This is a genomic window from Variovorax sp. PMC12, assembly GCF_003019815.1.
Taxonomy (GTDB): Bacteria; Pseudomonadota; Gammaproteobacteria; order Burkholderiales; family Burkholderiaceae_C; genus Variovorax.
On sequence record NZ_CP027773.1, the window covers coordinates 3,830,458 to 3,854,234 of the forward strand.

Sequence of the window (23,777 nt, forward strand, 5' to 3'; positions counted from 1 at the left end):
TGAGAACCCTCTTCGGCCTTCAGTCTTCGAAGAAGCTCACCGGCAGTCCCGGCGTGTCGACCCGCATCGCGATCACCATGCCCGAGGCCGGGCGCTGCGCGATCTCGTCAGCCGGGCGGCCCTTGCGGGCGCTGGTGACGAACAGCGTCTTCAGGTCGTCGCCGCCGAAGCAGGGCATGGTCGGGCACTGCACCGGTACTGCGACGGAGGCCACGCGCTCGCCCGAGGGCGAAAAACGCAGCAGCTGCGCGCCTTCGAACATGGCCACCCAGTAGTGGCCCTGCGCATCGATGGTGGCGCCGTCGGGGCGGCCGTCGTAGTGCAGCGGCGACGCGGGCGTCCAGCCTTCGGGCTTGGCGCCGAACTGCTGGAACACTCGCACATGCGAGAGCGAATTGGCCTCGGCGTCCCAGTCCCATGCATGCACCACGTGCGCCGCGGTGTCGGCCCAGTAGAGGGTGCGGGCGTCGGGCGAGAAGGCGAGGCCGTTGGCGGTGGTGGCCTGGTTGGCCATCTGCGTGATGGTGGGCGAGATGCCGGTGTCGCTGCGCGCGTCGAGGCAGTAGAGCGCGGCGTTGGGCCGGTCCTTGGCCTCGTTGAGCGAGCCGCCCCAGAAGCGGCCCAGCGCGTCGCACTTGCCGTCGTTGAAGCGCATGGTGCGCACGTCGTGCTCCACGCGCGCCATCGCGGCCAGCTCGCCGCCCCATTCGCGCGCACGGTAGATGCCGTCGCGCAGCGCAATGACGAGGCCGCCGCGCCGCGCCGGTGCCATGCAGCCGGGCTCGGTGGGCAGGGCCCAGCGCTCGACCGTGGCGCCCGGCGTGCCGATGTCGCCGCGCGTTCGCAGCACGGCGCGGCCGGGAATGTCGAGCCAGTAGAGCGATCGTTCCTGAGGGTGCCAGAACGGCGATTCGCCGAGCTCGCAGAGGCTGTCTTCGATGGAGGTCCACATGGTGGGCCGATTGTGCTCCCGCCCATTGCGCCTGCGGCCAAAAAAAAGCCCGCCGGCGCCGGAGCGCTTGCGGGCTGAACATCCAAAGGAGACCTCGCTTGAAAAACTTGTTCTTCAGTTCAGTAGCACCGCGGAACCGGCTCTGCCGGGCCGCAGGTGCTGCCCCCTGCAAGGGGGCTTCGGTTTACCTGTTGTATGCGGTTTCGCCGTGGGAAGAAATGTCGAGGCCTTCGCGCTCTTCTTCTTCCGACACACGCAGGCCGAGGGTCAGGTCGGCGATCTTGTAGGCGATGAAGGCCACCACGCCGGACCACACGACCGTGAGCGCCACGCTCTTGATCTGGATCCAGACTTGCGCGCCCATCGAGAAGGTGTCGGGCGTCGCGCCGCCGGTGCCGCCGAGGCCCTTGGCCGCGAACACGCCGGTCAGGATGGCACCCAGGATACCGCCCACGCCGTGCACGCCGAACACGTCGAACGCGTCGTCCGCACCCAGCATGCGCTTCAGGCCGCCGACACCCCACAGGCAGACCAGGCCGGCCAGCAGGCCCAGCACGATCGAACCCATCGGGCCGACGAAACCGGCGGCGGGCGTGACGGCCACGAGGCCGGCGACGGCACCGGATGCTGCACCCAGCATCGAGGCCTTGCCCTTGTGCAGGCTCTCGCCCAGGATCCACGACAGCGCGGCGGCAGCGGTGGCGAGCACCGTGTTGATGAAGGCCAGGCCGGCCAGGGCGTTGGCGGCACCAGCCGAGCCGGCGTTGAAGCCGAACCAGCCGACCCACAGCAGCGAAGCGCCGACCATGGTGAGCGTGAGCGAGTGAGGCGTGAACGCTTCCTTGCCGTAGCCGACGCGCTTGCCGACCATGTAGGCACCCACGAGACCGGCCACACCGGCGTTGATGTGCACCACGGTGCCGCCGGCGAAGTCCAGCGCGCCGTCCTTGCCCAGCAGGCCGCCGCCCCACACGATGTGGGCGATCGGCACGTAGCTGAAGGTGAACCACAGCACCGAGAACAGCAGCACGGCCGAGAACTTGGCGCGCTCCGCGAAGGCGCCGACGATCAGCGCCACGGTGATGGCCGCGAACGTGCCCTGGAAGGCGACGAACACGTATTCGGGAATGGTGGTCAGCGCACCGAAGGTTTCCTGCGTGATGCCCTTCATGAAGATCTTGTCGAATCCTCCGAAGAAGTTGCCGTCACCCGAGAAGGCCAGGCTGTAGCCGTAGACGGCCCACAGGATGCTGATGAGCGAGAAGATCACGAAGACCTGCATCAGCACCGACAGCATGTTCTTCGAACGGCCCAGGCCGCCGTAGAACAGCGCGAGGCCGGGGATGGTCATCAGGATCACGAGGAGGGTCGAAGTCAGCATCCAGGCGGTGTCGCCGGAGTCGATCTTCGGAGCCGGGGCAGCGGCGGGTGCGGCCGCGGGCGCCGCTGCGGCGGGTGCCGCGGCTGCATCGGCCGGAGCCGCCGCGGCGGGCGCTGCCGCTGCGGGAGCCGTTGCGGCCGGTGCCTCGGCAGCAGGCGCTGCCGGGGTCTGTGCGAAGCCGGAAGTACCGGCGGCAAGCACGCTCAAGCCGAGCGCAAGAGAGACAAGCAGTTTTTTCATAATCGTTGTTCTTTCGGGCCAGGACTCGATCAGAGGGCTTCGCGGCCCGTTTCGCCGGTGCGGATGCGAACGACCTGCTCGAGGTTGTAGACAAAAATCTTGCCGTCGCCGATCTTGCCGGTACGGGCGGCGCCTTCGACGGCTTCGATCACGCGATCCACGAGGTCGTCGGAGACGGCCGCCTCGATCTTCACCTTGGGCAGGAAGTCGACCACGTACTCCGCGCCGCGGTAGAGCTCGGTGTGGCCCTTCTGGCGTCCGAAGCCCTTCACCTCGGTGACGGTGATCCCCTGCACGCCGATGGCCGACAGTGCTTCGCGCACCTCGTCGAGCTTGAACGGTTTGATGATGGCTGTGACCAGCTTCATGAGTTTTCTCCTTTGGATGGAAATGAAACGATGCGGCAGCTTGGGCCGCATCTCGTTGTTCTGCTGCTTACAGCGTCTTCGTCAGCGTGAGGATGAAGCGCGCCTTGTTCGGCGAGTAGGTGGTCTGGCCGATGGGGCCGAAGCCGAGGTCGATGCCCGGGTTGGACACCGCGAGGTACGAGCTCTTCTTGTTGGCGCCCTGCACCGAGCCGGTCAGCGACAGGCCGTTGCCGAAGTCGTAGCTCGCGCCCACGTTGTAGTCCACGTAGCTCTTGTAGCCCAGGCTGCGGATGTCGCTGGACATGTTGGTGTAGCCCACGGCCGCCTTCAGCGTGACCTTGGGCACGATTTCCTTGCTGTACGACAGGTTCAGGTAGCCGGTGTTGGTGCCCTTCAGGCCCGAGCCGGCCTTGTTGCCGGCGTAGCCGAAGTAGTCCTTCGACACGGTGTGCGAGTACTTGGCGGTGAACGAACCGAAGGTTTCGTTGGCATAGGTCGCGCCGACGTACAGCTCGGTGGTGTTGCCCGCCGAGTTGCCCGGGTAGATGTAGGTGAGCGCACCCACGTCCATGTCGAGCGGGCCGGCCTTGAACTTGTAGCCGCCGTAGATGTCGCTCTCGATGCTGTTGCCCTTCTGCCAGTTGACGCTGGAGTTCCAGTTGCCCACGTAGAAGCCGCTGCTGCCGAAGGCGTAGTCGAAGCCGCCCTGGATCGCGGGCTTGAAGCCCTTGGTCTTGGCGTAGTCGTTCTTGCCGATCATGTCCTGGTCCTGGCCGCGGAACTTGTAGTTCGTGGTCAGCGAGACGTTGCCCGTGAAATCCGGGGCGGGCGCGGCGGCCGGGGCATCGGTCGTCGCCTGGGCCAGGGCTGCGCCCGAAGCGGTCAATGCAGCGGCCAGAACGATCATCGCCTTGGCGGCGGTACGGTGCGTCATCGGGAAACTCCTCGCAAGTGTGTTGTTGGACCTGAGAGGCTCAAAGCAGGGAGCGTGCCAAACTGCACAAATACCTGTGCCCCATGCGACTCGCCCGCGTCGTGTTGTGAGCGAAATCGTTACAACGCTTGTTTCGAGCGGTTGCGGCTTTCAACAGGTTCGCACCACCGCGGACACACCACAGATGGACGCACCATCTTGGGGACAGGGAGAGAAATGAGTTTGTCTTTGGTGCAGGGCCGAGCCTTGCTGGGGCTGGAAGCGGCCAGTGTCACGGTCGAGGTGCATCTGGCCAACGGCCTGCCCAGCTTCACGCTGGTCGGCCTGGCGGAAACCGAGGTCAAGGAAGCCCGCGAACGCGTGCGCTCGGCTATCCAGAACGCGGGGCTCGAATACCCCAACAACAAGAAGATAGTGGTGAACCTGGCCCCCGCGGACCTGCCCAAGGACTCCGGGCGCTTCGACCTGCCCATCGCGCTGGGCATCCTCGCGGCCAGCGGGCAGATCGACGGCGCCAGGCTGGCCGGACACGAGTTCGCGGGCGAACTGTCGCTCTCGGGCGAGCTGAGGCCGGTGCGCGGCGCCCTGGCCATGGCGCTGGCCCTGCACACGCGCGGCGTGGCGACGCGGCTGGTGCTGCCCCTGGACAGTGCGCACGAGGCCGCTCTGGTGCCCGACGGCGAGGTCTATGGCGCACGGCATCTGCTGGATGTGGTGCGGCAGTTCGTGGTCGACACCGAGGCAGCCTCGCAATGGCCCGATCCGCCGCCCGACGGCTGGGCGCGGATCCGTGCGGCGCCCGGCGCCAGCGCACCGCGCTACGCCGACCTGGCCGACGTCAAGGGGCACGCGGGCGCCAAACGCGCGCTGGAAATCGCCGCGGCCGGCGGCCACAGCCTGCTGATGATGGGCGAGCCGGGATCGGGCAAGTCGATGCTCGCGCAGCGCTTCGCGGGGCTGCTGCCGGCCATGAGCATCGAGGAGGCGCTCGAGAGCGCGGCGGTGGCCAGCCTGGGCGGCCGCTTCGCGACGGAGCGCTGGATGCTCCGGCCCACGTCTGCGCCGCATCACACGTCCAGCGCGGTGGCACTCGTAGGTGGCGGTTCTCCGCCCCGGCCCGGAGAGATCTCGCGCGCGCACCACGGCGTTCTCTTCTTGGACGAGTTTCCGGAATTCGCCCGCTCGGCGCTGGAGGCGCTGCGGGAGCCGCTGGAAACCGGCACCATCACCATTGCCCGCGCCGCCCGGAGTGCCGAATTCCCGGCCAGATTCCAGTTGATCGCCGCGATGAACCCCTGCCCTTGCGGCTACCTGGGTTCCGCTTCAAAAGCCTGCCGCTGCACGCCCGACCAGATCTCGCGCTACCAGGGCAAGCTCAGCGGCCCGCTGCTCGACCGCATCGACCTGCACATCGAGGTGCCCGCGGTGTCGGCGCAGCAACTGCTAGACGCGCCCCCCGGCGAATCGACGGAGAGCATCCGCGGCCGGGTGATCGCCGCGCGCGAACGTGCGATGCAGCGCCAGGGGTACGCCAACCAGTCGCTGCAGGGCAGCGCGATCGACCAGCACGCCGGCCTCGACGATGCGGCCCGCAAGTTCATGTTCAACGCGGCGGCCAAGCTGGGATGGTCCGCGCGCAGCACGCACCGCGCGCTGAAGGTGGCACGCACGATCGCGGACCTGGGGTCGGCGCAGGCGGTGCAGGTGGAGCATCTGGCGGAGGCGGTGCAGTACCGGCGGGCGCTGCGGGGCAGCGCCTGAAGAATCCGGAGGCAGCTGCAGCCCGCTACTTGAACTCGTGACTCACCACAGGCGCCGACTTGCTGTCCTGCACGGTCACCCGTTGCCGATACACCTCGAGGTCGCCGTTGCGCACCTCGATGTTGTAGATGCCGGGACGCAGCGGCAGCGACTTGAGCGGCGGGCTCACGCCGCGGTCGGCGCCGTCGACGAAGACCTGGCCCCAGGGGCGGATGTTGAGCACCACGCGGCCCATGCCCGGTGCGGCGGCGGTCGCGTCGGGCGCGGCCGGCACCGTGGGAGGAGACAGCCGGTTCAGCTCGGCAATGGCGTTGCGGGCGTCGCGGGCGTGCAGCCCTCGGCGGTAGCGGCGCAGGTAGGCCTCGTAGCCTTCGCGTGTGTTCTCGGCCTGGGCCAGGCTCCAGTCTTCCGCCTCGGCGGTCGCAAGCGCCGTATCGGCCGGTGTCGTGGCCGGCGGATTGACCGGCACGTTCTCGATCGGCGTCAGCGGTGCGCCGGCCGGCGTGGCAGGCGTTGCGGCCGGCGCACCGGCGACCGTGGTGCCGGCGCTGCCGCCAACAGCGGCCGGGGCCGTCGTCGGGCCTCCATCGGTGACAGGCGGAGTGGCTGCTGCCGGCGTGCCCGATGCGGCACCGGCATCGGTGGCCGGCGGAGGCATCACCGCGGGCGGCGACATGTTGCTCGACATCGGCGAAGCCGGCGGCGGCACCGGCACCATCGCGGTGGAGGTCTGCTGCGGCTTCATGCCGGAGGTCAGGCGCAGCCCGATCCAGCCACCCACGGCCACGAGCGCGAACACCAGCACACCCACCATGACCCAGGGCGGACGGCGCGACGACGCAGCTTTCTGCGTCCTGGTCTTCTTCACTGCCGGCGCCGGTGCCGGGGCCGGCGCCTCGACGGCAGCCACCGGCAAGGGTTCCAGCGGCACCGGCCCCGACATCGGCGAGAACTGCTGCGGCGCGAGCGGCGGAGGCGGAGGTGTCGACGACACGGGCGCCGCAGGAATGATCACCGCCGGCACGCCCATGCCGCTCACATAGATGTCGCCCAGCTTGACCAGCCCCAGTTCTGCGGCGAAGGCGGCCACGGTCTGCGTGCGGTCCTTGCTGTGCACGGCCAGGGTGTGGTCGACCGCGGCGCAGAAGCCCGGGCTCAGGTCGTCGCGGCCCATCGAAGACAGCGGCACGTAGGCGTCCTGCACGCTGCGCACCACGGCCGAGGGCGGCGGATGGCCGGTCACCGCACGGTAGAGCACGGCGCCCAGCGCGTACAGGTCGGTCCAGGGGCCCTGCAGCAGGGTGTTGTCGTCGGCGTACTGCTCGATGGGCGAGTAGCCCGACTTCACCATCACCGCCACCTCGTCGACCAGGTCGGCGATGGACTTTCGCGCCGCGCCGAAATCGAGCAGCACCGGCAGGTCGTCGGGCTGGATGAAGATGTTGTCGGGCGCGATGTCGCGGTGGAAGCACTGGCTGCGGTGCAGCGTCTCCAGTGCCCCCAGCAGCGGCCCCAGCATGCCGAGCAGCCAAGCCTCGTTAATGCGGCCGGGTTCGTCTTCGGCAAGGCGCCTCAGGGTGCGGCCCTTGTAGAGCTGGATCGCCATGTAGGCGGTCGAGTTGGCCTCCCAGAAACGATGCACGCGCACGAGCGCGGGATGGCTGAACTGCGCGAGTGTGCGCGCCTCGTTGATGAAACTGCGCAGCCCCGCCTGGAAGGTGGCCGCGAGGCGCTCGGAGCGCACGAGCACGCTGTCGTCGCCCACGCGGCGCGCGAGCATCGACGGCATGTATTCCTTGATGGCCACTTCGCGCTGCAGCGAGTGGTCGTACGCGCGGTAGACGATGCCGAAGCCGCCCTCGCCGATCACCTCGAGCAGTTCGAATTCATCGAGCCGGTGGCCCGGCTCCAGCGGATGCGGGCGTTCATCGGCTGGCGTATCGGCCGCCGCGCCTGCGCTGCCCTGCGTGGTGCTCATGCGTCTTCTCCTCCCTCGGGATGTCGGCTTTTCATGCCCATGGCACATGCCCCTGCGAAAACAACTTGGAAAACAGCGGTGTGTTGAGCCCGCCGCCATGGGCCGCGGTGCGCAACGGCGAACCGTCGGCCTGGTTGGTCCACCAGTAGCTGGTGCTGCCGAGCGGGTCGAAACACAGTGGAAGCTCCGGCCAGCCGAGCCGCTGCTGGGCGCTCGCGCCACCCGCTGTAGGCCCGAGGATCGAGAGAATGTCGTCCGAGCCGCCGCTGGCCGTGTGAAAGCCGGCGCGGCCCGCGGCCAGCACCTGGCCGTCGAACTGGTCCGGCGCCACGCCGTGGCGGATGGCCTGCAGCAGCGCGCTGCCGCATTGCCAGTACCACGCTGCCGAGCCCTCCAGCACCGACGGCCGGTAGTTGCGCGCGGCCACCTGCAGGGTGACGCACACCGGGTAGTAGCGGCCCACGCGGTCGCAGCTCGGCGCGAGGCAGCCGAACTGCACGGCATCGACGCCCTGCGTGGCGGGAATCGCGAAGTTCCACACCGGCGCCACGGCGTAGTGCCGCGTCATGGCGTCGGGCCAGCGCTTGAAGCTGCCCAGGCCGTTCTGCATCCAGCGGTCCCACCACGCCTGCAGTTCGCGCGGCATGCGGCGGTAGAGAAAGTCGCCGGCGGCGGGCAGCTTGCCGTACCAGCCGATCTGTTCGTCGACGGGCACCCAGGCCTGCGGGGGAATGCTGCTGTTCATTGCGTATGCCTCCCGACAACCTCGCGGCATATGCCAAGAGCACCGCGGAACCGGCTTTGCCGGGCCGCCGGTGTTGCCCCCTGCACGGAGGGCGGAGAAGCGGCACGAAGTGCGCGAAGCCTGGGGGTGCTCATGATTTCCCGGGGCACGAGAAGCTGTTCATCTGCGCAAGGCGAAGCGGGTTGTAGACGCTGTTGGCCGTTACCGCCAGCACCACCTTCTTGCCCTGCAGGTCGAAGGTCGCGGTGAAGGATTCGGGGGATCTGCCCGACGAAATGGAGGCCTTGTCGAACAGGCGGTGCAGCGCCCACGGCCCCTCGGTCACGATGCCGCCGGCGGGCGTGCCGTTGGCGGTTGTCACCTGCAGGCGCACCTGGTTGCTGTTGCGCGGCCCGGGCCACTTGACGGTGCTGGGCGCCTGCGGGCCATGCGCATAGCGCACTGTCTGGCCGTCGACGTCGAGCGTGAACTGCGTGAGCGCGGCGTCCATGTCCTCGGGACGGATGTCGAGCGTGAACGACGGCGTGCGCCCGCCCGCCATGCCCGAGAAGAACACGTCGCGGATCGCCTGCGCCTTCTGGAACGAATCGAGGTAGGCCGAGCGCCCCGCGGCGCTGCCGTCCACGCCGCGCTTGAAGGCCCACGGGTTGACCGAGGTGTCGACCTGGGTGATGAGGTTCTTCTGGAAGAAGTCGTCCATCATCCCGCCCGGCGCGAACAGCTGCGCGAAGTCGCCCGAGGCCACGTCGCGGCTGGAGCCGCGCGAGAACGGGTAGCGCCCCGCGATGGCCTGGTTGCAGAACGTGCCGATGCTGGCGGCCGCGCTCTGGCCGATGTTCTGCCGCGTCACCGCCGCCGCCTTCGACGACGCGGTGGCCGACAGGTCGTTGAGCATGCCCTGGAACGGCACCGGCAGGCGCCCCGCTTCCGCCTGCACCTTGGTGACGGCGTCGCTCGACGGCGGGATGTTGCCGCTGCGCAGCGCGGTGTCGGTGGCCGTGAGGAAGGTGTAGAGCTCGTTGATGAGCGCGGCGGTCGCGTCGATGGGCGCCTGCCCGCCCTGCTTGGGTGCCGTCACCATGCGGCGCAGCGGCTCGAAGTGGTTGTCGACCAGCGACTCGGGCCTGTCCACCTGCGCATTGCGGCGCTGGCTGCCATCGGGCTGGCCGATGAGCTGCTCGATGCGCTCGCGCGTGCTGGCCACGCGGTTCTGCGCCTGGTCGAGCAGGCTGCGCGCGGCCTCGTCGTGGTTGCGCAGCAGGTCGGTCTCGCGCGCGGCGCCGCGGATGATGCGCGACATCGGCGACTCCGAGGTCGAGAGCACGCGCGTCATCTGGATGCTCTGCAGCAGCGAGCGGCTGTCTGCCAGCCGGATGTCGGTGAGGTACTCGTCCCACACGCGGATGTAATCGGTCAGATAGAGCCTGCGCACTTCGCGCAGCAGCAGTTCGCGCGAGGTGATGTCGGCAATGCCCGGCGCGCGGATCTGCAGCACCCAGCGGTCTTCCTGCTCGAGCGACAGCGTGGTCTCGGCCATGCGCTTGTCGAAGATGTCCCAGTAGCCGCGGTAGGTGAAGAGCGTGGGAATGCCGTCGGTCAGCGGCTTGCCGCTCGCGCGGCGGATCACCAGCGCCGATTCGGCGCCGCCCGCCTCCGCGATGGTGAAGGCGTTGGGCGGGCTGGTCTGCAGCAGGATGCGCCGCAGCCGCGCATAGGAGCGCTGCGCCAGCGGCACGCCGGCCAGGCGCTCGCGCGTCTGGGTGATGAGGCGCTCGTCCTTCGCGAAGGGCGAAGTCAGCACGCGGCCCGCGAACAGCGCCTTCAGGTGCGACTCGAGGTTGGTGCGCTGTTCGCGCGTGAGCGACGCGCCGATCTTGCGGTCCACGTCGCTCAGCAGCCAGGCCTGCAGGAAATCGGCGTCGTAGCGCTCGGCGTCGAACAGCATCAGGTAGGCCTTGAGCGCCTCGTAGCTGTATTCGGCGTCGTTCTTCGAGGCCTCGCGCAGCGACTGCTCCACGCGCTGCGCGGCCTGCGGCAGCAGCACGGTTTCCAGGGCACGCTGGTAGACGCCGTCGGTGGCGGCCTGCAGCTTCTCGCCCTGGTAGAGGCCGAAGCGGTACGACAGCGGCGGATCGCCGACGTCGAAGTGGCTCGACTTCGGCAGGTCGCGCAGCCGGTCGAGGATCAGCAGCGAACTCGCGATGTCGCCGCCCGAATCGACCACCGTCGGCAGCTCGCCGCGCGCCGCCGCCTTGTTGAAGGCCTTGGCGTTGCCGTCGACCTCGGCCACGTAGTCCTTGTTGTTGCGCCAGCTGTTCACGCACGCGCCCAGCAGCACCACCAGCAGCACGCCGATCAGGCTGTAGCCCGCGATGTCGATGGCGCGCTTGCGCCGGTACCAGCGCAGGTTGGTGCCGGCCACGCCCGCGTCGCGGAAGATCACCTGCTGCAGCAGTTCCTTCAGGAAGTAGCTCTTGCCCGGGCCCGGCGGCGGCGCGGGCGGTGCGTTGACCTGCAGGTAGCGCTTGATGGCGCCCATCACGCGGTCGAAGGCCGTGCCTTCCTGCGTGCCGCTGGTGAAGTACACGCCGCGCAGCATCGACGCGGCCTCGAACTTCGACGGATTGAACACGTCGGCCAGGAAGGTGCCGAGGATGTCCTCGAAGCTCGCGAACTGCTGCGGCAGCAGGTAGGCCTGCGCGCGCCGCATCGGGTCGGGCTCGGCCGCCAGCAGCTCGGGCAGGCGTTCGTCCAGGCGCTGGTGCAGCAGCCTGTATTCCTGGTGGAAGCGCTCGCGCAGGTCGCCGCCCTTCAGCGGGGCCGCGCCCTTGCCGGCCTTCGCGTTCCTGTTGGCGGCATTGCCTTCGATGGGGAAGGTGAAGCCCCACACCTGCTGGCGCTCGGCGCGGCCCAGCGAGCCGAAGTATTCGTTGAAGCCCGCCAGCAGGTCGGTCTTGGTGACCAGCACGTACACCGGAAAGTCGATGCCCAGGTCGTTGCGCAGCTCCAGCAGCCGCTTGCGCAGCGCCATTGCGTGGCGCGCGCGCTGCGCGTCGTCGGCCAGCGGCAGGTCGGCGATGCTGATGGTGAGGATCGCACCGTTGATGGGCTGGCGCGGGCGGAACTTCTTGAGCAGTTCGAGGAAGCCCTTCCACTCGCTCTCGTCGGTCTCGCGGTTGCTCTCGTGCGTGGTGTAGCGCCCGGCGGTGTCGATGAGCACCGCCTCGTTGGTGAACCACCAGTCGCAGTTGCGCGTGCCGCCGATGCCGCGCACGGCCGCCTTGCCGAGTTGGTCGGCCAGCGGGAAGTCGAGGTCGGAGTTGACCAGCGCCGTGGTCTTGCCCGAGCCCGGCGCGCCGATGAAGATGTACCAGGGCAGCTGGTACAGGTACTGCCGGTCGAACACCGAGAAGCGGCTGGCGGGCTTGCCGTCCGCCCCCTGCCCGAAGCGCATGTTCTTGAGGATGGCCGTGGCGTCGGTGAAGCCGCTCTGCAGCTCCTTGATCTCGGGCGCGTCCTCGGGCTTGGCCTCTTTCTCCTTCTTGGAAGGCGTGCGCAGCTGGTTCAGCAGCTGCGCATTGAGGCGGTGCTCGCGCCACTTGCGGTAGACCAGCCGCGCGAGCCACACCACGAACATCAGCGCGATGACGGCGATGCGCACGATCTCGTCTTCGAGCGGGCGGTAGCGGCCCACCGCGATGGCTGGGCCGATGATCCAGATCAGGAACGCGAGCGCGACCAGCCCCAGGAACACCCAGAGGTCGCGGCTGATGAGAAAACGGAAGATGGCGCGCAGCATCAGCGGGCTCCTCCCGGCTGTTGTGCCGCAGGCGCGGGTACGCCTGCCACCGGCGCCACCAGCAGCGTGACCTCGACGCGACGGTTGCGCGCGCGGTTGGCCGGCGAGTCGTTGGGCGCGATGGGGTCGGCGTCGCCGCGGCCTTCGGCGCGCAGGCGCTCGGGCTTCGAAAGGCGCGTGGCGATCATCTTTTTCACCGCGTCGGCGCGGGCCTGCGAGAGTTGCCAGTTCGACGGAAAGCGCACGCTGCGGATCGGCTGGTCGTCGCTGAAGCCGCTGATGAGCACATTGCCTTCGACGGCGTTGAGCGCATCGGCCACGCGCGCGAGCACCGGCGCATAGCGGTCGAGCACGCGGTCGGAGCCCGATGCGAACAGGCCGTCGCCGCGCAGCACCACCACGCTGCGGTCGGCCTCGTCGCGCACCGTGAGCAGGCCGTCGCGGATTTCGGGCTCCAGGAAGCGCTGCAGGCGCGGCGTGGGCGCGGGCATGACCACGGCGCGCGCGGTCTGCGGCAGCCGCACTGCGTTGACGGCCGCGAAGGCGCCGTCGGACGTGCCCGCCAGGTTGAACGTGAGCAGCGCGAACGCCACCAGCAGCAGCACCGCCGCCACCGCGCCCACGGCCCACACCGGCAGCCAGTTGCGCGCGCGGCGCACCGGCGCGCTCGCGTCCTGCCAGTGCGGCGACAGCGGCACCGCGATCTCGCCGCGCGTCTGCCGGATGATCTGCAGCAGGCGCTGCTTGAGCGTTTCGAGCTGCGAGCGACCGTTGTCGATGACGCGGAAGCGCCCCTCGAAGCCCAGCACCAGGCAGAAGTAGATGAGCTCGATCAGGTGCAGGTGCTGCTGCGGGTTCTGCACCAGCCGCGACAGCAGCTGGAAGAATTTCTCGCCGCCCCAGGTTTCGTTGTGGAACATCACCAGCAGGCTCTGCGACGACCAGATGCTGCCGCCCCACGGTGTGAGCGCGGCGGCCTCGTCCACCGCCGTGCACAGGCAGTAGCGCGCGCCGATGATCACCTCGGGCGCGATGCCCGCCTGCTGCGCGCGCGTCTCGAAGCGGCGCACCTCGTCGACCAGGTGCTCGCGCAACTGCGCCGGCGCGGGGTGATGGCCGGTTGCGCGGATCTGCGGAATCAGGTCGAGCAATGGATTGGCGGCCGCCACCAGCGGGTTGTTGCCCGCGAGCGCCGTGTCGCCCGCATGCGGACGCCGCGCGTCGTGCCATGCGGTGAATGACTCGGGCTGCGCGCCCATGCCGCGTTGCGCCGCGGGCATGCCGCCCGGGTCCGCAGCGCCCCCACCCCCTGGATTCGGCGGCACGAAACCTCCCGCGCCGACGGCCATGTCGTTCACACCGTTCATAGAGTCCCTCACGGACGGATGGCCCAGAACTCCATGGCCAGCCCGGGAAAGTCACCGGCCAGGTGCATGGCCACGCCGCCCGACTTCTCGAGCTGGCGCCACATGTCGCCGCTCTTGTCGAGTTCGAAGTAGTGGTAGCCCGCGTTGTACGGAATCTGCCTGGGCGCCACCGGCAGCGGGCGCACGGTCACGCCCGGCAGCTGCAGCTGCACGAGGTCGCGGATGCGCTCGACAGAGCCGATCTTCACCTGCGTGGGGAAGCGCTGCTGGATGGCGTCGGCCGGCAGGTCGGCATGCACCGCAAGCACGAAGCCCGCGTTGCGCACCAGCACCGGGTCGGGCATGCGGCCCACGCGCACGCCGTGGCTGCGCTCCTCGAGCTCGATGGCGATCGCGCTCTGCTCGAGCACGGCCGACAGCGAACGCCGCAGCTCTTCCATCAGCGGACGAATGCTTTCGTTGAGGTTGTCGTGGTCGTACACCGGCCACAGCACCGGGCGCCGCGTTGGCGAAGTGTGCGTCGCCAGGTGGCAGGCCAGCTTGAGCCAGTCGATGAACAGCTGCTCGGGGTGCACCTGAACCGCCTGCTGTGCATGCCACGTGAGCGCGAGATAGCGATTGACCAGCTCCAGCAGCAGGAAGTCGGACACCTCGCTCACGCCGCCGCGCCCGGGCTGCGACAGCCGCGAGGCCAGTGCCTCGGACCGCTGCGTGAGCAGGCCGTGCAGCTCCGCGATCATGCTGCGCAGCATGGTGTGCGCGGAAGCATCGAGCACCGGCGGAATGTAGTTGGCGTCGACCACCAGCTTGTGGTCGGTGCGGCGTTCGATCACGCGCACCGCGCCGATGGCCTGCCATTCGGCAGTGAGCGATGACGCGCGCGCAAGGCGCAGGCGCGGCGCGGCAAGCTGCAGCACCGCCGGCCCCAGCGCGACCGCGTTGCCGTCGTTCACCTCGCGCTCGATCACGCCGAAGCGCGCGGCCGAACCTTCGTCCTCCGCGAAGATGATCTCTTCGCTGCCCGGCCTGCGCAGCGGCAGTGCGAGCACGATGAGCTCATCGGTCAGGTCGTTGGGCACTTCATAGGGCAGCGGTGCGTCTTCGGCACCGAAGGAGAACGGCGTGCCATCGGGCAGTACGCCCGCGCCGCCGAGCAGCGACACACGGCCCAGCGCATAGGCATCGCGATCTATCTCGAGATGCAGCCAACCCCAATAAGCGCCTTGCAGGCCGGCGGTGCGACGCGTCACGTATTGCTCGACGTAACGCTCGAGCTGCTGGAAATGCTGCGGCCGCAGGTACATGCCCTCGGACCACACCACCCTATTCGCCAACGCCTGCGGATGAACGCCGTTTCTTCCAGCGCCCTGATTGCGAACTGTCACCAAAGAACCTCCTGGGAGTGCTCACATGGAAGCGGAAGGCGCATGCACGGACGCCCTCCCATCGAACGATTTTTTTGCTCCGATGCTACACGGCGCGTCTTACGATTTGCACCGCTTTTCAAGCGCGGATTTCTCGCACTTTCGTACTAGGGAGCACAGAAAATTAACGACTTGGTAGCACCTCGATGCCACTCTTGCGCACCACGACCTGTACGGCCTGCTCGCTCGGCGAGAACTGCCAGACCTTGTACAGGTTCGTCTGCTTCGGCTCCTTGAGCGGCAGCACGATGCGCCAGCGCGCGGCTTCCAGCTTGCGATAGCCCGCGATGATGCCGATGGCGCGCGAATCGAGACCCGCCTCGCGCTTGAAGACGCGCTCCTCGCCGCTGCGCATGATGGCCTGGTCGGCGTTCACGAGTTCCGTTGCCAGCGTCTCGCGGTCGCGGTCCTGTAGTGCAAAGTAGTCTGCCGTCTCGAAGTTGCCGGAAGATTTCAGCTCGAACACCTTCACCAGGATGGGCGCTGCCTGGCCGCGTCCGTCGGGGTTCACGCCGTCGTCGATGCGCACGGTGACGGCATACGGTGTGGGCAATGACTTTGCCGTGGAAGCGCACCCACTGAGGCCCGCCAACAACGGTGTGGATGCAAGTGCGCCTTGCAGCAGGCTTCGTCGATGCATTGATATCTCCCTGGCTGGTTCGCGGCCTATATTATCGAAGTCATGCGCATTCACCATGCGCATCAGCGTCGCTGTCGCAACACTGCGGCACACTGCCTCGAACATTGCTTTCGCAAAGTAGGAGAGAAGATTGAAGTCATGTCTGCCTGCTCTGGCGTTCACTCTTTGCGTGATCACGGGTTGCACGACCCCGCCGCCGCCCGAGCCCGCACCGCAACCCGAGCGCCTGAGCCAGCAGGTTGCGCGCACCACCCTCGAGCGCGCGCAACAGGCCTATGACGAAGGCGACTACGCCAAGGCCATCAGCACGCTCAAGAGCGGAGGCGTGTCGGTGTTCGACGGCGCGGAGCCGGCCACGCGCCTCGACGCGATGAAGCTCGAGGCCTTCAGCTACTGCGTGGCCAACCAGGTGCCCGAGTGCCGCGCGCAGTTCCGCAAGATCCTCGACGCCTTCCCGAACTTCGACCTCAACGTGGCCGAGCGCAAGCACCCCGTGTGGGGCCCGGCCTTCGAAGCCGCGAAGCGAATGAAGCGTTGACCGGCCACGCCGGTCCCCGCGCCCTGCGCACCTTGCGCGGGCGCCACAAGAACATGGAGATGCCATGCGTTGGACGGTGATCGAACATGCCGGCAAGCCGGTGGCCTCGGGCCCCTCGGCGCTGCTGGCCGCACCCGGAGGAACGATCGGGCGCAGCCCCGACAACCACCTCGTGCTGCCCGACGAGCAGCGACAGATCTCTCGCCTGCAAGCCACGGTGCGCTTCGACGAAGACGGCTCGGCGGTGCTTCGCAACATGAGCGCGGTGCTGCCCATCAGCGTCAACGGGCAAACACTGGTGCACGAGCAGGAGGCCCGCGTGGCCGACGGCGACCGCGTGGCGATCGGCAGCTACGTCCTGGAGGCCGCGAGCGCGCAGCGCGCAGCGCCGGCCGTGGTGGCTGCGCCGCCGCCGCCGCCGCCATCGCCACCGCCCTCTCTCCCTCCTCCTGCTTCGATGCCGGCGCCACAGCCGTTCGCGCCGGCGCCGGCTTCGTCCGCGCCCATCGACGCCTTGCTGCCGGCTTCTTCAGGCTCCGACGTGTTCTCCGACCTGTTCGGCGAAGGCGCCCTGCCCATCGGCGAAACGCAGCCCACCGTGGCAATGCCGCCGCCCATGCCGATGCCGCGCGCGCCGGTGCCACCGCCTCCCTCGCCTGCCGTTCAGGTGCATGTGCCGGTACCGCCCCCGCCACCCATGCCCGCGCAGGTACCGCCGAAGTCGGCAGCCCCGGCCTCGTCGCAGATTCCTTCCGCCGAAGACTGGGACGCCATCCTCGCGAACGCGCCGCGCCGCATCGACACCACGCCCGCGCCCATGCCCGACCCGATGGCGCACGAGCCCTTCGAGCTGCCGTCGCAGGCGCGCCGCAACCCCATCGACCCGCTCGCGGAAATGAACCCGCAGGCGACCCAGGACATGTCCGACATCGCGCTCAGGCGCGGGGTCGACCCGCTCTCTTTCTTCGCGGCCGACGACAGCGCGCATTCGCCGCTGTCCGACCCGCGCCCGACCGCGCTGACGCAACACGACGCCGGGCTGCCCGGCGACGTGCACCCCGCGCTCGACCTGCTGCAGAACAACAAGCCGGCCGTGCCGGGGTACAGCCATTCGAACCATGCGCGAGAGGTGACGGCGCAGTTCCGTCCGCCGTTGCCGGTGGCGCCCGCGCCCGTGCCTGCACCCCCTCCCGCGCCTGCGCCGGCACCTGCCGTCGCCGTGGAGACGATCGAGCAGGCACCTCCTCCTCCACCGCCTCCTCCACCGCCTCCTCCACCGCCTCCCGCGCCACCGCCAGTGGTCGCCGCACCGGCCACGCCACCACCGCAGCCGCAACCCCCTGCACCCACTGCACCCACTGCCGACTCTTCGTCCGAAGCCCTCTTCAAGGCTTTCCTCGAAGGCGCGGGCGTGCCCGAGATCGCCGGCCAGCAGCCGCTCGACATCGAGGCCATGCAGCGCCTGGGCCGCATCATGCGGGCCTTCACCGACGGCACCATCGAGCTGCTGTCATCGCGCGCCATGCTCAAGCGCGAGGTCCGCGCCGAGATCACGATGATCGTGGACGAGGAGAACAACCCGTTCAAGATCCTGCCCAACGGCCGCGCGGTGCTGATGCAGATGTTCGGCGCGCGCATGCCCGGCTTCCTGCCGCCCGAGGCCGCCGTGCACGACGCGCTCGGCGACCTGCAGTCGCACCAGCTCGGCATGGTCGCCGGCATGCGTGCCGCGCTGCTCACGCTGCTGCAGCGCTTCGATCCCGCGGCGCTCAGCCGCGACACGCCGCACGACGGCGGCATCGGCGAGAAGTTGCTGCCCGGTGGCCGCGAGGCGCGCCTGTGGCGCCAGCTGCAGGCGCTGCATGCCGAGACCACGTCGGCCGTGGAGGACGATTTCCAGGCCGTGTTCGGCCGCGCCTTCCAGCAGGCCTACGACAAGGAGATGGAACGGCTGAAGGAGGCGCGCCGTGGTTGAAGCCGCCCGCTCTTCCTCGTCGTCCTTCGCCGTGCCGATCTCGACCTCGCAGTTCTCCTGCGTGGGCGAGCGCAGCGGCAACCAGGACGCCATCGGTTACCACCTCGACGAGCGCAACGGCTGCTTCGTGGTGAGCGACGGCGTGGGCGGCAACGCGGGCGGCGAGCTGGCCTCGCGCATCGCGGTCGACACCGCGCTCGACACCTTCGTCGACGACCCCTCTTTGGCCGCCGGCAACATCCAGCGCTGCGTGAAGGCGGCGAACGACGCCATCCTCGCGAAGCAGCGCGAACTCGCCGACCGCAGCCGCATGAGCGCGACCTTCGTTTCGCTGTTCGTCGACCGCGCGAGCAACCAGGCCTGCTGGGCCCACGTGGGCGATAGCCGCCTCTACTGGTTCCGCCGCGGCGCGCTGATGCAGCGCACCGAAGACCACAGCCTGTCGGAACGCTCGGGCGACGCCGCCGCGAGCCAGCACCACGGCGGCGAGCGACTGGTGAAGACCAATCTGCTGTACCGCGCGCTCGGCGCGCGCGCCGCGGCCGAGGCCACCATCACCGCGACGCAGCGCCTGGCCGACGGCGACGCGTTCCTGCTGTGCACCGACGGGCTCTGGCAGCTGATCTCCCAGCAGGTGATGGAGCGCTCGCTGCAACTGGCCGACAGCGCCGAAGAATGGCTCGCGCTGCTGCGCCGCGCGGCCGAGGCCAAGGCCGACGAGACGCAGGACAACTACTCCGCGCTGGCCGTGTGGGTGGGGTTTCCGCAGCAGGTGACGCTGGCGGGGCCGGTCTGAATCGATGCGCCTTCAGGGCGCCAGCATCAGCACCTTGAACTGGCTCGGCACGACGCGCATGCCGACGATGTTGCAACGGTTCTGCACCGTGATGCTGGTGACCCGCGTGGCCGGCGTACCCTTGAGAAGCACGGTGAATGCGCCCGTCACATGCCGCGATTGCTGCATGAACGTCTGGGACACGACCCCGCCCAGCACCCCGGGCTGGTCCCCCAGGGTGATCGGCGTGGTCGTCGCCATGTTGTGCGCCGGCATCGCCATGAAGAGGATGTTCCAGGCATTCGGAATGGCCATCGGCCCCAATGCCATGTTCGGGTATGGAATGGGCACCGGCGACTTGCAGACGTCGGGGAACGCCATGTCCATCCCCATGAGCTGACAGTTGGCAAACATCTGGTACCTCCTTGCCTAGCCCATGTGGATCTGGGCCGCGTCCACTTTCACCAGCTCCTGGCCGGTGACCACCGTGTGGTGGCCGTGGATGCGCACCGTCTCGCCGGCCTTGTAGTCCATGTGGCCGGCTCGCACCTGGTCGACTTCATCCGTCAGGCGCAGCGTCTGGCGCGCCATTTGCACGATGCGGTCGGCCACGGTCTCGAAGACCTTGCCGACCAGCCGGACGCTTCCGGCCGCCGCCTGCACAGAGCGCGTGACCAGCCGCAGTTCGCCGATTTCGCACTCGCCCTCCTCCGTCTTGAGCACGAAGCGTTTCTCCGCGCGAAGCCTGAGCTCCGAAGCGCTCGCGATGGTCACACGGCCGTTGCCGCTGGGCGCGAAGGTGACATCGCCCGCCGCCTCGATGCAGCTCGATGACGCGTCGGCCTGCTCGATCACGGCGATCAGGTAGGCGCGCGCGCTGTCGGGACCGGACACCAGCACGGTGTCGCCGCTGGCCGGCTTGAGCAGGCAGCTGGCCGCGCGACGGCAGATCCAGGCGGCACCGTCCTCGTCGTCGACGGTGACGCGCCCGTCCGGCAGCAATGCGGCGACCACCCCCTGGAAGTGGACCGGAGCCGTCAGCTTCGAGGCTTTGCGGAGTGAGACGACTGGCATGGAGATCTCCTTGTTTGATGGATGAACAGTGGAACGTGCAGGCCTGGCGACATCAGCCCGGATGCTTGATCTCCTGGGCCCTGAACAGCTCCGGATCGTTTTCGACGATGCCGCCGCTGCCCGAAAAACGCGCACCCGTGCGCTCTGCGCGATGAAAGCGGGTGCGCAGAAAGCGCGCATCGCGCAGATCCGCGCCGTGCAGATCGGCATACGAAAAATCGGCGTCGTGCAGGTCCGCCTCGCGGAAGCCGGCATTGCCTGCCTTTGCGCGATGGAACACGCTCAGCGGCAGGCGCGAGCGGCTGAAATCGGCTCCCTCGAGCTTGGCGTCGGCCCAGATCGACTGATCGAACACGGCGTCGCTGCAATTCGCTTCACGCAGATCGGCCTCGGGGAACATGGCCTGGGCGGCATCCGCGCCGCTGAAGTTCGCCCTGGTCAGCGTGGCGCCCTTGAAGTTGCTCTGCGTGAGCACGGCGCGGCTGAAATCGACGGCCGCCATCGCGCTGTCGGTGAACTGGCAGCGCAGGAAGGCCGTGTGCTGCAGGCGCTGACCTTCGAGATTGCACTCCATCAGGATCGAACCGTCGCATTGGGCCTGGGCGAACTGCACCGTGCGCAGATCCATGCGGAAGAACATCAGGTGCAACAGCCGTGCCCCACGGCAGTCGAGCTGGTCGACCGTTGATTCGGTGACGACGATCTGATCGCAGATGCTCGGCTTCAGCACAGCATGCCCGAGCTCGCACCGGGTGAAAGCCACGCGCTCCAGTTGCGCGTTCCCGAAATCCGCGCGGCCCAGCGAGGATTCGAAGAAGTTGGTGTCCTGCATGAACACGCGCCCGAGCTGCGCGGCCTCCAGCCGGCACCGGAACACGCGCGCGCCCTTCAGGCTGGCGGCCGACAGGTCGGCCTGGTCGAGATTGCATTGCGTCAGCGCACTGTCGTCGAGGCTGGCACCGCGCAGATTCGCGCGGCTCAGGTCGACACGCTCCAGCTGGGCGCCCGACAAGTCGATGCCGCCGAGATCCTGGCCCGCGAAACTCGCCCCCACCACCGGTTCGCCATGCCGGATCTTGTCCAGAAGTTCCTCGACTTTCATCGAACCGGCTCAGTCTTTCTCGCGGGCAAGGTCTTGGCGCCCTGGGTGTAGGCGCCGATGAAGGTGGTCGAGCCGTCGATGGCGGCCTGCGACACGTCGGCGCGGAACAGATTGGCGTCCTGCAGGCTGGCAAAGCGCAGATCGGCCTTCGAAAGATTGGCGTCGATGAGGCTGGCACCGCGCAGCGAAGCTTCGCGCAGGTCCGCGCGAATGAACAGGCTCTCGCCGGCATGCAATGCCTCCAGCCGCGCGCGCCGCAGGTCGCATTCGGAGAAGTCGCAGCCTTCGAGCCGCGCCCCCGCGAGATCGGCACCGACCAATATGGCGCCGCGCAGGCCGCACTGCCGCAGCGAAGCGGCGCGGAACACGGCCTGCACCAGGCTGCAGCCATGCACGAAGGAACAGGTGACGAAGCTGGCCTCGGTGAAGTCGACGCCCTCGTGCGCATCGACGGTGACGAAAGCACAGGCGTCCAGCGAGGCTCGCACGAAGGATGCCCCCTTGAAGCGACACTCGATCCAGCTCACCTGCTTGAACGCGGCGTCGTCGAAAGCGATGTCTTCCAGTGCCAGCTTGACCATCGCCATCTGCTCCCACCGGGAGCCGCGCGCATCGCAGCGCGCCCATTCGCTTTCGAACAGGTCGGCCTGGTCGAACGCGGCACGCGCGAGCAGGCAGGAATGAAAAACGGTCTTGTTGCATCGCGTGTTCACGAAGCTCGCACCCGTGAAGTTCACGCCTTCGCATTGCGCCCCACCCAGGTTGGCCTCGTCCAGCCGCGCATCGGTGAGCGACGCCCGGACCAGCCGCGCGCGGGCGAGCACCGCGCGCGTGAAGTTGCAGCCATCGAGCCGCGCGTCGCTGAAGTCGACGTCTTCGAGGTTCGCTCCGGTGAAGTCGGCGCCTCGCAGATCCATGCCCGATAGATTGGCGCCGACGAAGTTCATGCCCGCGAAACGACGCTCGCCGCTGGCCGCGGCCTCGAGGCGCCGCCGCAGCCGCCTGGAGCGCAAGCTGCTGGCCGGCGGCGCCGGCTCGAGCAGGTGCGCGCCATGGAGGTGGCCCAGGCGCACACTGCGCCCGGCCTGTTCGCGCAGACGCGCGCTTTCGGCGGCTTCCTCGGCGGTACGGGGTGTCGGGCGCTCGCGCGCCGCGTCTTCCTCCATGCGCGCGAGGTCGCGCAGCAGGCTGTCCGGGTCGAATCGGCGCTGCACGGGCTTGCCGGTCCGCGAAGCCACCTCGGCCATGGCCTTGTCGATGCTCGCCTTGATCTCGCCGGACAGCTCGCGCGGATCCATCTGCGACAGCGGCGGGATGTCGACATCGGGATGAGCGGCAGCCGGCATGCCCTGCGCGACGGCCTGGGCGCGGCCCTCGGCGCCGCGGGCGAGCGCCGTCTGGCGCATCTGCTCGAAGGCTCGATCGGCCTTCTCGGCGAAATCGGGCAGATCGTCGATGGAGGCCGGTGGCTGCAGGTCCGGCTCGGCCAGGGGCGGCAGATAGCGTTCGGGATCCAGGCCCTGTTCCATCAGACGGGCGCGCAGGCGTTCGCGCTCGCGCTGACGGCCCGCGCGCAGGTTGCGCACCATCGGGAGCGAGGCGATATCGGGCATCTGCTCGCCTGCCCACGGCCCCATGACCTCCTTGGGCACCAGGTCGCTGTCGCGCAGGACCAGCACCGCCTTGGCTGGGTCGATGCGCTGCTGCAGCACCTGCTGGTAGTGGGCGATCGGCCGCGGCTGTCCGCGCAATTCGAGCGCGGGCATGATGTGCTTGACGTCGGCCGCGTCGTCTTCCGCGATGGGCGATGCACCGTGCCAGACCAGGATGACCCGCTCGGCGTGCGGAAAAAACCAGGCCGTGCTCAGGCGCAGCGCGATCTCCGACAGCGCACCGCCGTCTTTCTGGAGGCTGGCGAAACAGCGCGCCTGCCAATCGGGCAGCTGGCCGCGCATCACCGGCTGCCGCGGGTGCATGTTCCACAGTTCGTAGGCGGCGCCCGGCGGCAGTTCGCTCTGGCCGGGCAGGCGCTGGTCGGCGGGCGCGGCATTGAAGTAGCGCCAGTCCATGTCATCGGCGAAACCGGGGTAGTCGTGCTGCAGCCACTGCTGGTCGTAGGCGCGCCCCATCAGCCCGAGCCGCTGCGGCCGATCGGGGGGCACCGCGCCAAAGCCCGCGGCCACTACGCGCCGCCCGGGTGTGTCCTGGCGCGCGCCGGGCAACTCGACATTGGGAAGCCGGCGCGTACGGACGCCGTTGATCACTTCATCGAAGCTGCCGATGCCTTCCGGGTTTTCGGCCTCGCCCGGTCCGCCATAGGCGTGCGCCCAATCCAGCCTCAGGCGCTCGAACGGCTGTGCGGCCGTCGCCCGGCCGTCGAGCCAGTAGCGGTCACCGCTCACCAGCAGCGACTTGGCCTGGCCATGGAAGACGGCCTGGGCCGCGCACAGCGTCTTGTCGTCCTGGTGCGCCGTGTACGCATAGCCGCTGACCAGCCACTCGGGCTCGATCTTCGGCACGCCCATGTCCAGCACGTTGCCCGGCCCGATCTCGTCGGCCGCCAGCTTCCAGAGATCCTGGTCGGGCATCAGCAAAGGCTCGGGCGCCAGGCTGGCCATGGCGAAGACCGACACGCCCAGGAAGTCGCGCCGCTGCCGTCGGAAGGGCCGCGTGATGATGCTCAGTCGGAAGGGCTTGATGGTCTTCATGGCGGCGGCGCACCCG

18 protein-coding genes are annotated in these 23,777 nt (G+C 68.7%); 4 read left to right on the forward strand and 14 right to left on the reverse strand.

The features are described from left to right. Window positions 1-19: 19 nt before the first annotated feature. The 4 genes from C4F17_RS17725 to C4F17_RS17740 form a co-directional block, all read right to left on the reverse strand. Window positions 20-952, reverse strand: a complete 933-nt coding sequence (locus C4F17_RS17725; RefSeq protein WP_106936120.1) for an SMP-30/gluconolactonase/LRE family protein — start codon at window positions 950-952, stop codon at window positions 20-22. Window positions 953-1,136: 184 nt separating this feature from the next. After that, window positions 1,137-2,573 carry an ammonium transporter gene (locus C4F17_RS17730; protein ID WP_106936121.1) on the reverse strand — a complete coding sequence of 479 codons (1,437 nt, stop codon included), beginning with the start codon at window positions 2,571-2,573 and terminating at the stop codon, window positions 1,137-1,139. A 29-nt stretch (window positions 2,574-2,602) separates the two neighbouring features. Next, window positions 2,603-2,941, reverse strand: a complete 339-nt coding sequence (glnK, locus tag C4F17_RS17735) for a P-II family nitrogen regulator (RefSeq protein WP_007833403.1) — start codon at window positions 2,939-2,941, stop codon at window positions 2,603-2,605. Window positions 2,942-3,008: 67 nt separating this feature from the next. Then, a complete protein-coding gene (locus C4F17_RS17740) occupies window positions 3,009-3,875 on the reverse strand; it encodes a TorF family putative porin (protein WP_081268199.1) in 867 nt (288 codons plus the stop codon). Window positions 3,876-4,091: 216 nt separating this feature from the next. Between C4F17_RS17740 and C4F17_RS17745 the strand changes: the two genes are divergently transcribed. Then, on the forward strand, window positions 4,092-5,636 hold the full coding sequence (locus tag C4F17_RS17745; protein ID WP_106936122.1) for a YifB family Mg chelatase-like AAA ATPase: 1,545 nt from the start codon (window positions 4,092-4,094) through the stop codon (window positions 5,634-5,636). Between the two features lie 25 nt (window positions 5,637-5,661). Here the strand turns inward: C4F17_RS17745 and C4F17_RS17750 are convergent, their stop codons facing one another. The 6 genes from C4F17_RS17750 to tssJ form a co-directional block, all read right to left on the reverse strand. After that, complete coding sequence (locus C4F17_RS17750; RefSeq protein WP_106936123.1) at window positions 5,662-7,614, reverse strand: serine/threonine protein kinase; 1,953 nt, start codon at window positions 7,612-7,614, stop codon at window positions 5,662-5,664. 31 nt (window positions 7,615-7,645) lie between these two features. Further along, window positions 7,646-8,359 carry a type VI secretion system-associated protein TagF gene (gene tagF, locus C4F17_RS17755; RefSeq protein WP_081268130.1) on the reverse strand — a complete coding sequence of 238 codons (714 nt, stop codon included), beginning with the start codon at window positions 8,357-8,359 and terminating at the stop codon, window positions 7,646-7,648. A gap of 130 nt (window positions 8,360-8,489) precedes the next feature. Continuing rightward, the gene (tssM, locus tag C4F17_RS17760; protein WP_106936124.1) at window positions 8,490-12,158 is read right to left on the reverse strand and encodes a type VI secretion system membrane subunit TssM; all 3,669 of its coding nucleotides are present in this window, start codon (window positions 12,156-12,158) and stop codon (window positions 8,490-8,492) included. After that, window positions 12,158-13,525, reverse strand: a complete 1,368-nt coding sequence (locus C4F17_RS17765) for a DotU family type VI secretion system protein (RefSeq protein WP_106936125.1) — start codon at window positions 13,523-13,525, stop codon at window positions 12,158-12,160. The genes tssM and C4F17_RS17765 overlap by 1 nt, the downstream gene beginning before the upstream one ends. A gap of 8 nt (window positions 13,526-13,533) precedes the next feature. Beyond that, on the reverse strand, window positions 13,534-14,829 hold the full coding sequence (tssK, locus tag C4F17_RS17770; RefSeq protein WP_234382947.1) for a type VI secretion system baseplate subunit TssK: 1,296 nt from the start codon (window positions 14,827-14,829) through the stop codon (window positions 13,534-13,536). Window positions 14,830-15,073: 244 nt separating this feature from the next. Continuing rightward, window positions 15,074-15,646, reverse strand: coding sequence for a type VI secretion system lipoprotein TssJ (tssJ, locus tag C4F17_RS17775; protein ID WP_325002768.1), 573 nt, complete (start codon window positions 15,644-15,646; stop codon window positions 15,074-15,076). A 73-nt stretch (window positions 15,647-15,719) separates the two neighbouring features. Between tssJ and C4F17_RS17780 the strand changes: the two genes are divergently transcribed. From C4F17_RS17780 to C4F17_RS17790, 3 genes are all read left to right on the forward strand, one after another. Further along, window positions 15,720-16,127 (forward strand): TssQ family T6SS-associated lipoprotein, encoded by a 408-nt coding sequence (locus tag C4F17_RS17780; protein WP_106936126.1) that lies wholly within the window; start codon window positions 15,720-15,722, stop codon window positions 16,125-16,127. A gap of 64 nt (window positions 16,128-16,191) precedes the next feature. Then, on the forward strand, window positions 16,192-18,102 hold the full coding sequence (tagH, locus tag C4F17_RS17785; RefSeq protein WP_106936127.1) for a type VI secretion system-associated FHA domain protein TagH: 1,911 nt from the start codon (window positions 16,192-16,194) through the stop codon (window positions 18,100-18,102). After that, complete coding sequence (locus C4F17_RS17790; protein WP_106936128.1) at window positions 18,095-18,898, forward strand: PP2C family protein-serine/threonine phosphatase; 804 nt, start codon at window positions 18,095-18,097, stop codon at window positions 18,896-18,898. Before tagH ends, C4F17_RS17790 begins: the two co-directional genes overlap by 8 nt. 12 nt (window positions 18,899-18,910) lie before the next feature. Here the strand turns inward: C4F17_RS17790 and C4F17_RS17795 are convergent, their stop codons facing one another. From C4F17_RS17795 to C4F17_RS17810, 4 genes are read right to left on the reverse strand one after another with little or no spacing between them, the layout of a single operon-like run. Next, window positions 18,911-19,291 (reverse strand): DUF4150 domain-containing protein, encoded by a 381-nt coding sequence (locus C4F17_RS17795; RefSeq protein ID WP_106936129.1) that lies wholly within the window; start codon window positions 19,289-19,291, stop codon window positions 18,911-18,913. Between the two features lie 15 nt (window positions 19,292-19,306). Further along, entirely contained in the window at window positions 19,307-19,951 is a 645-nt protein-coding gene (locus C4F17_RS17800) for a DUF3540 domain-containing protein (protein ID WP_106936130.1), read from the reverse strand. Window positions 19,952-20,003: 52 nt separating this feature from the next. Further along, the gene (locus C4F17_RS17805; protein ID WP_106936131.1) at window positions 20,004-21,053 is read right to left on the reverse strand and encodes a pentapeptide repeat-containing protein; all 1,050 of its coding nucleotides are present in this window, start codon (window positions 21,051-21,053) and stop codon (window positions 20,004-20,006) included. Beyond that, the gene (locus C4F17_RS17810) at window positions 21,050-23,761 is read right to left on the reverse strand and encodes a DUF2169 family type VI secretion system accessory protein (protein ID WP_106936132.1); all 2,712 of its coding nucleotides are present in this window, start codon (window positions 23,759-23,761) and stop codon (window positions 21,050-21,052) included. Before C4F17_RS17810 ends, C4F17_RS17805 begins: the two co-directional genes overlap by 4 nt. Window positions 23,762-23,777: the final 16 nt, after the last annotated feature.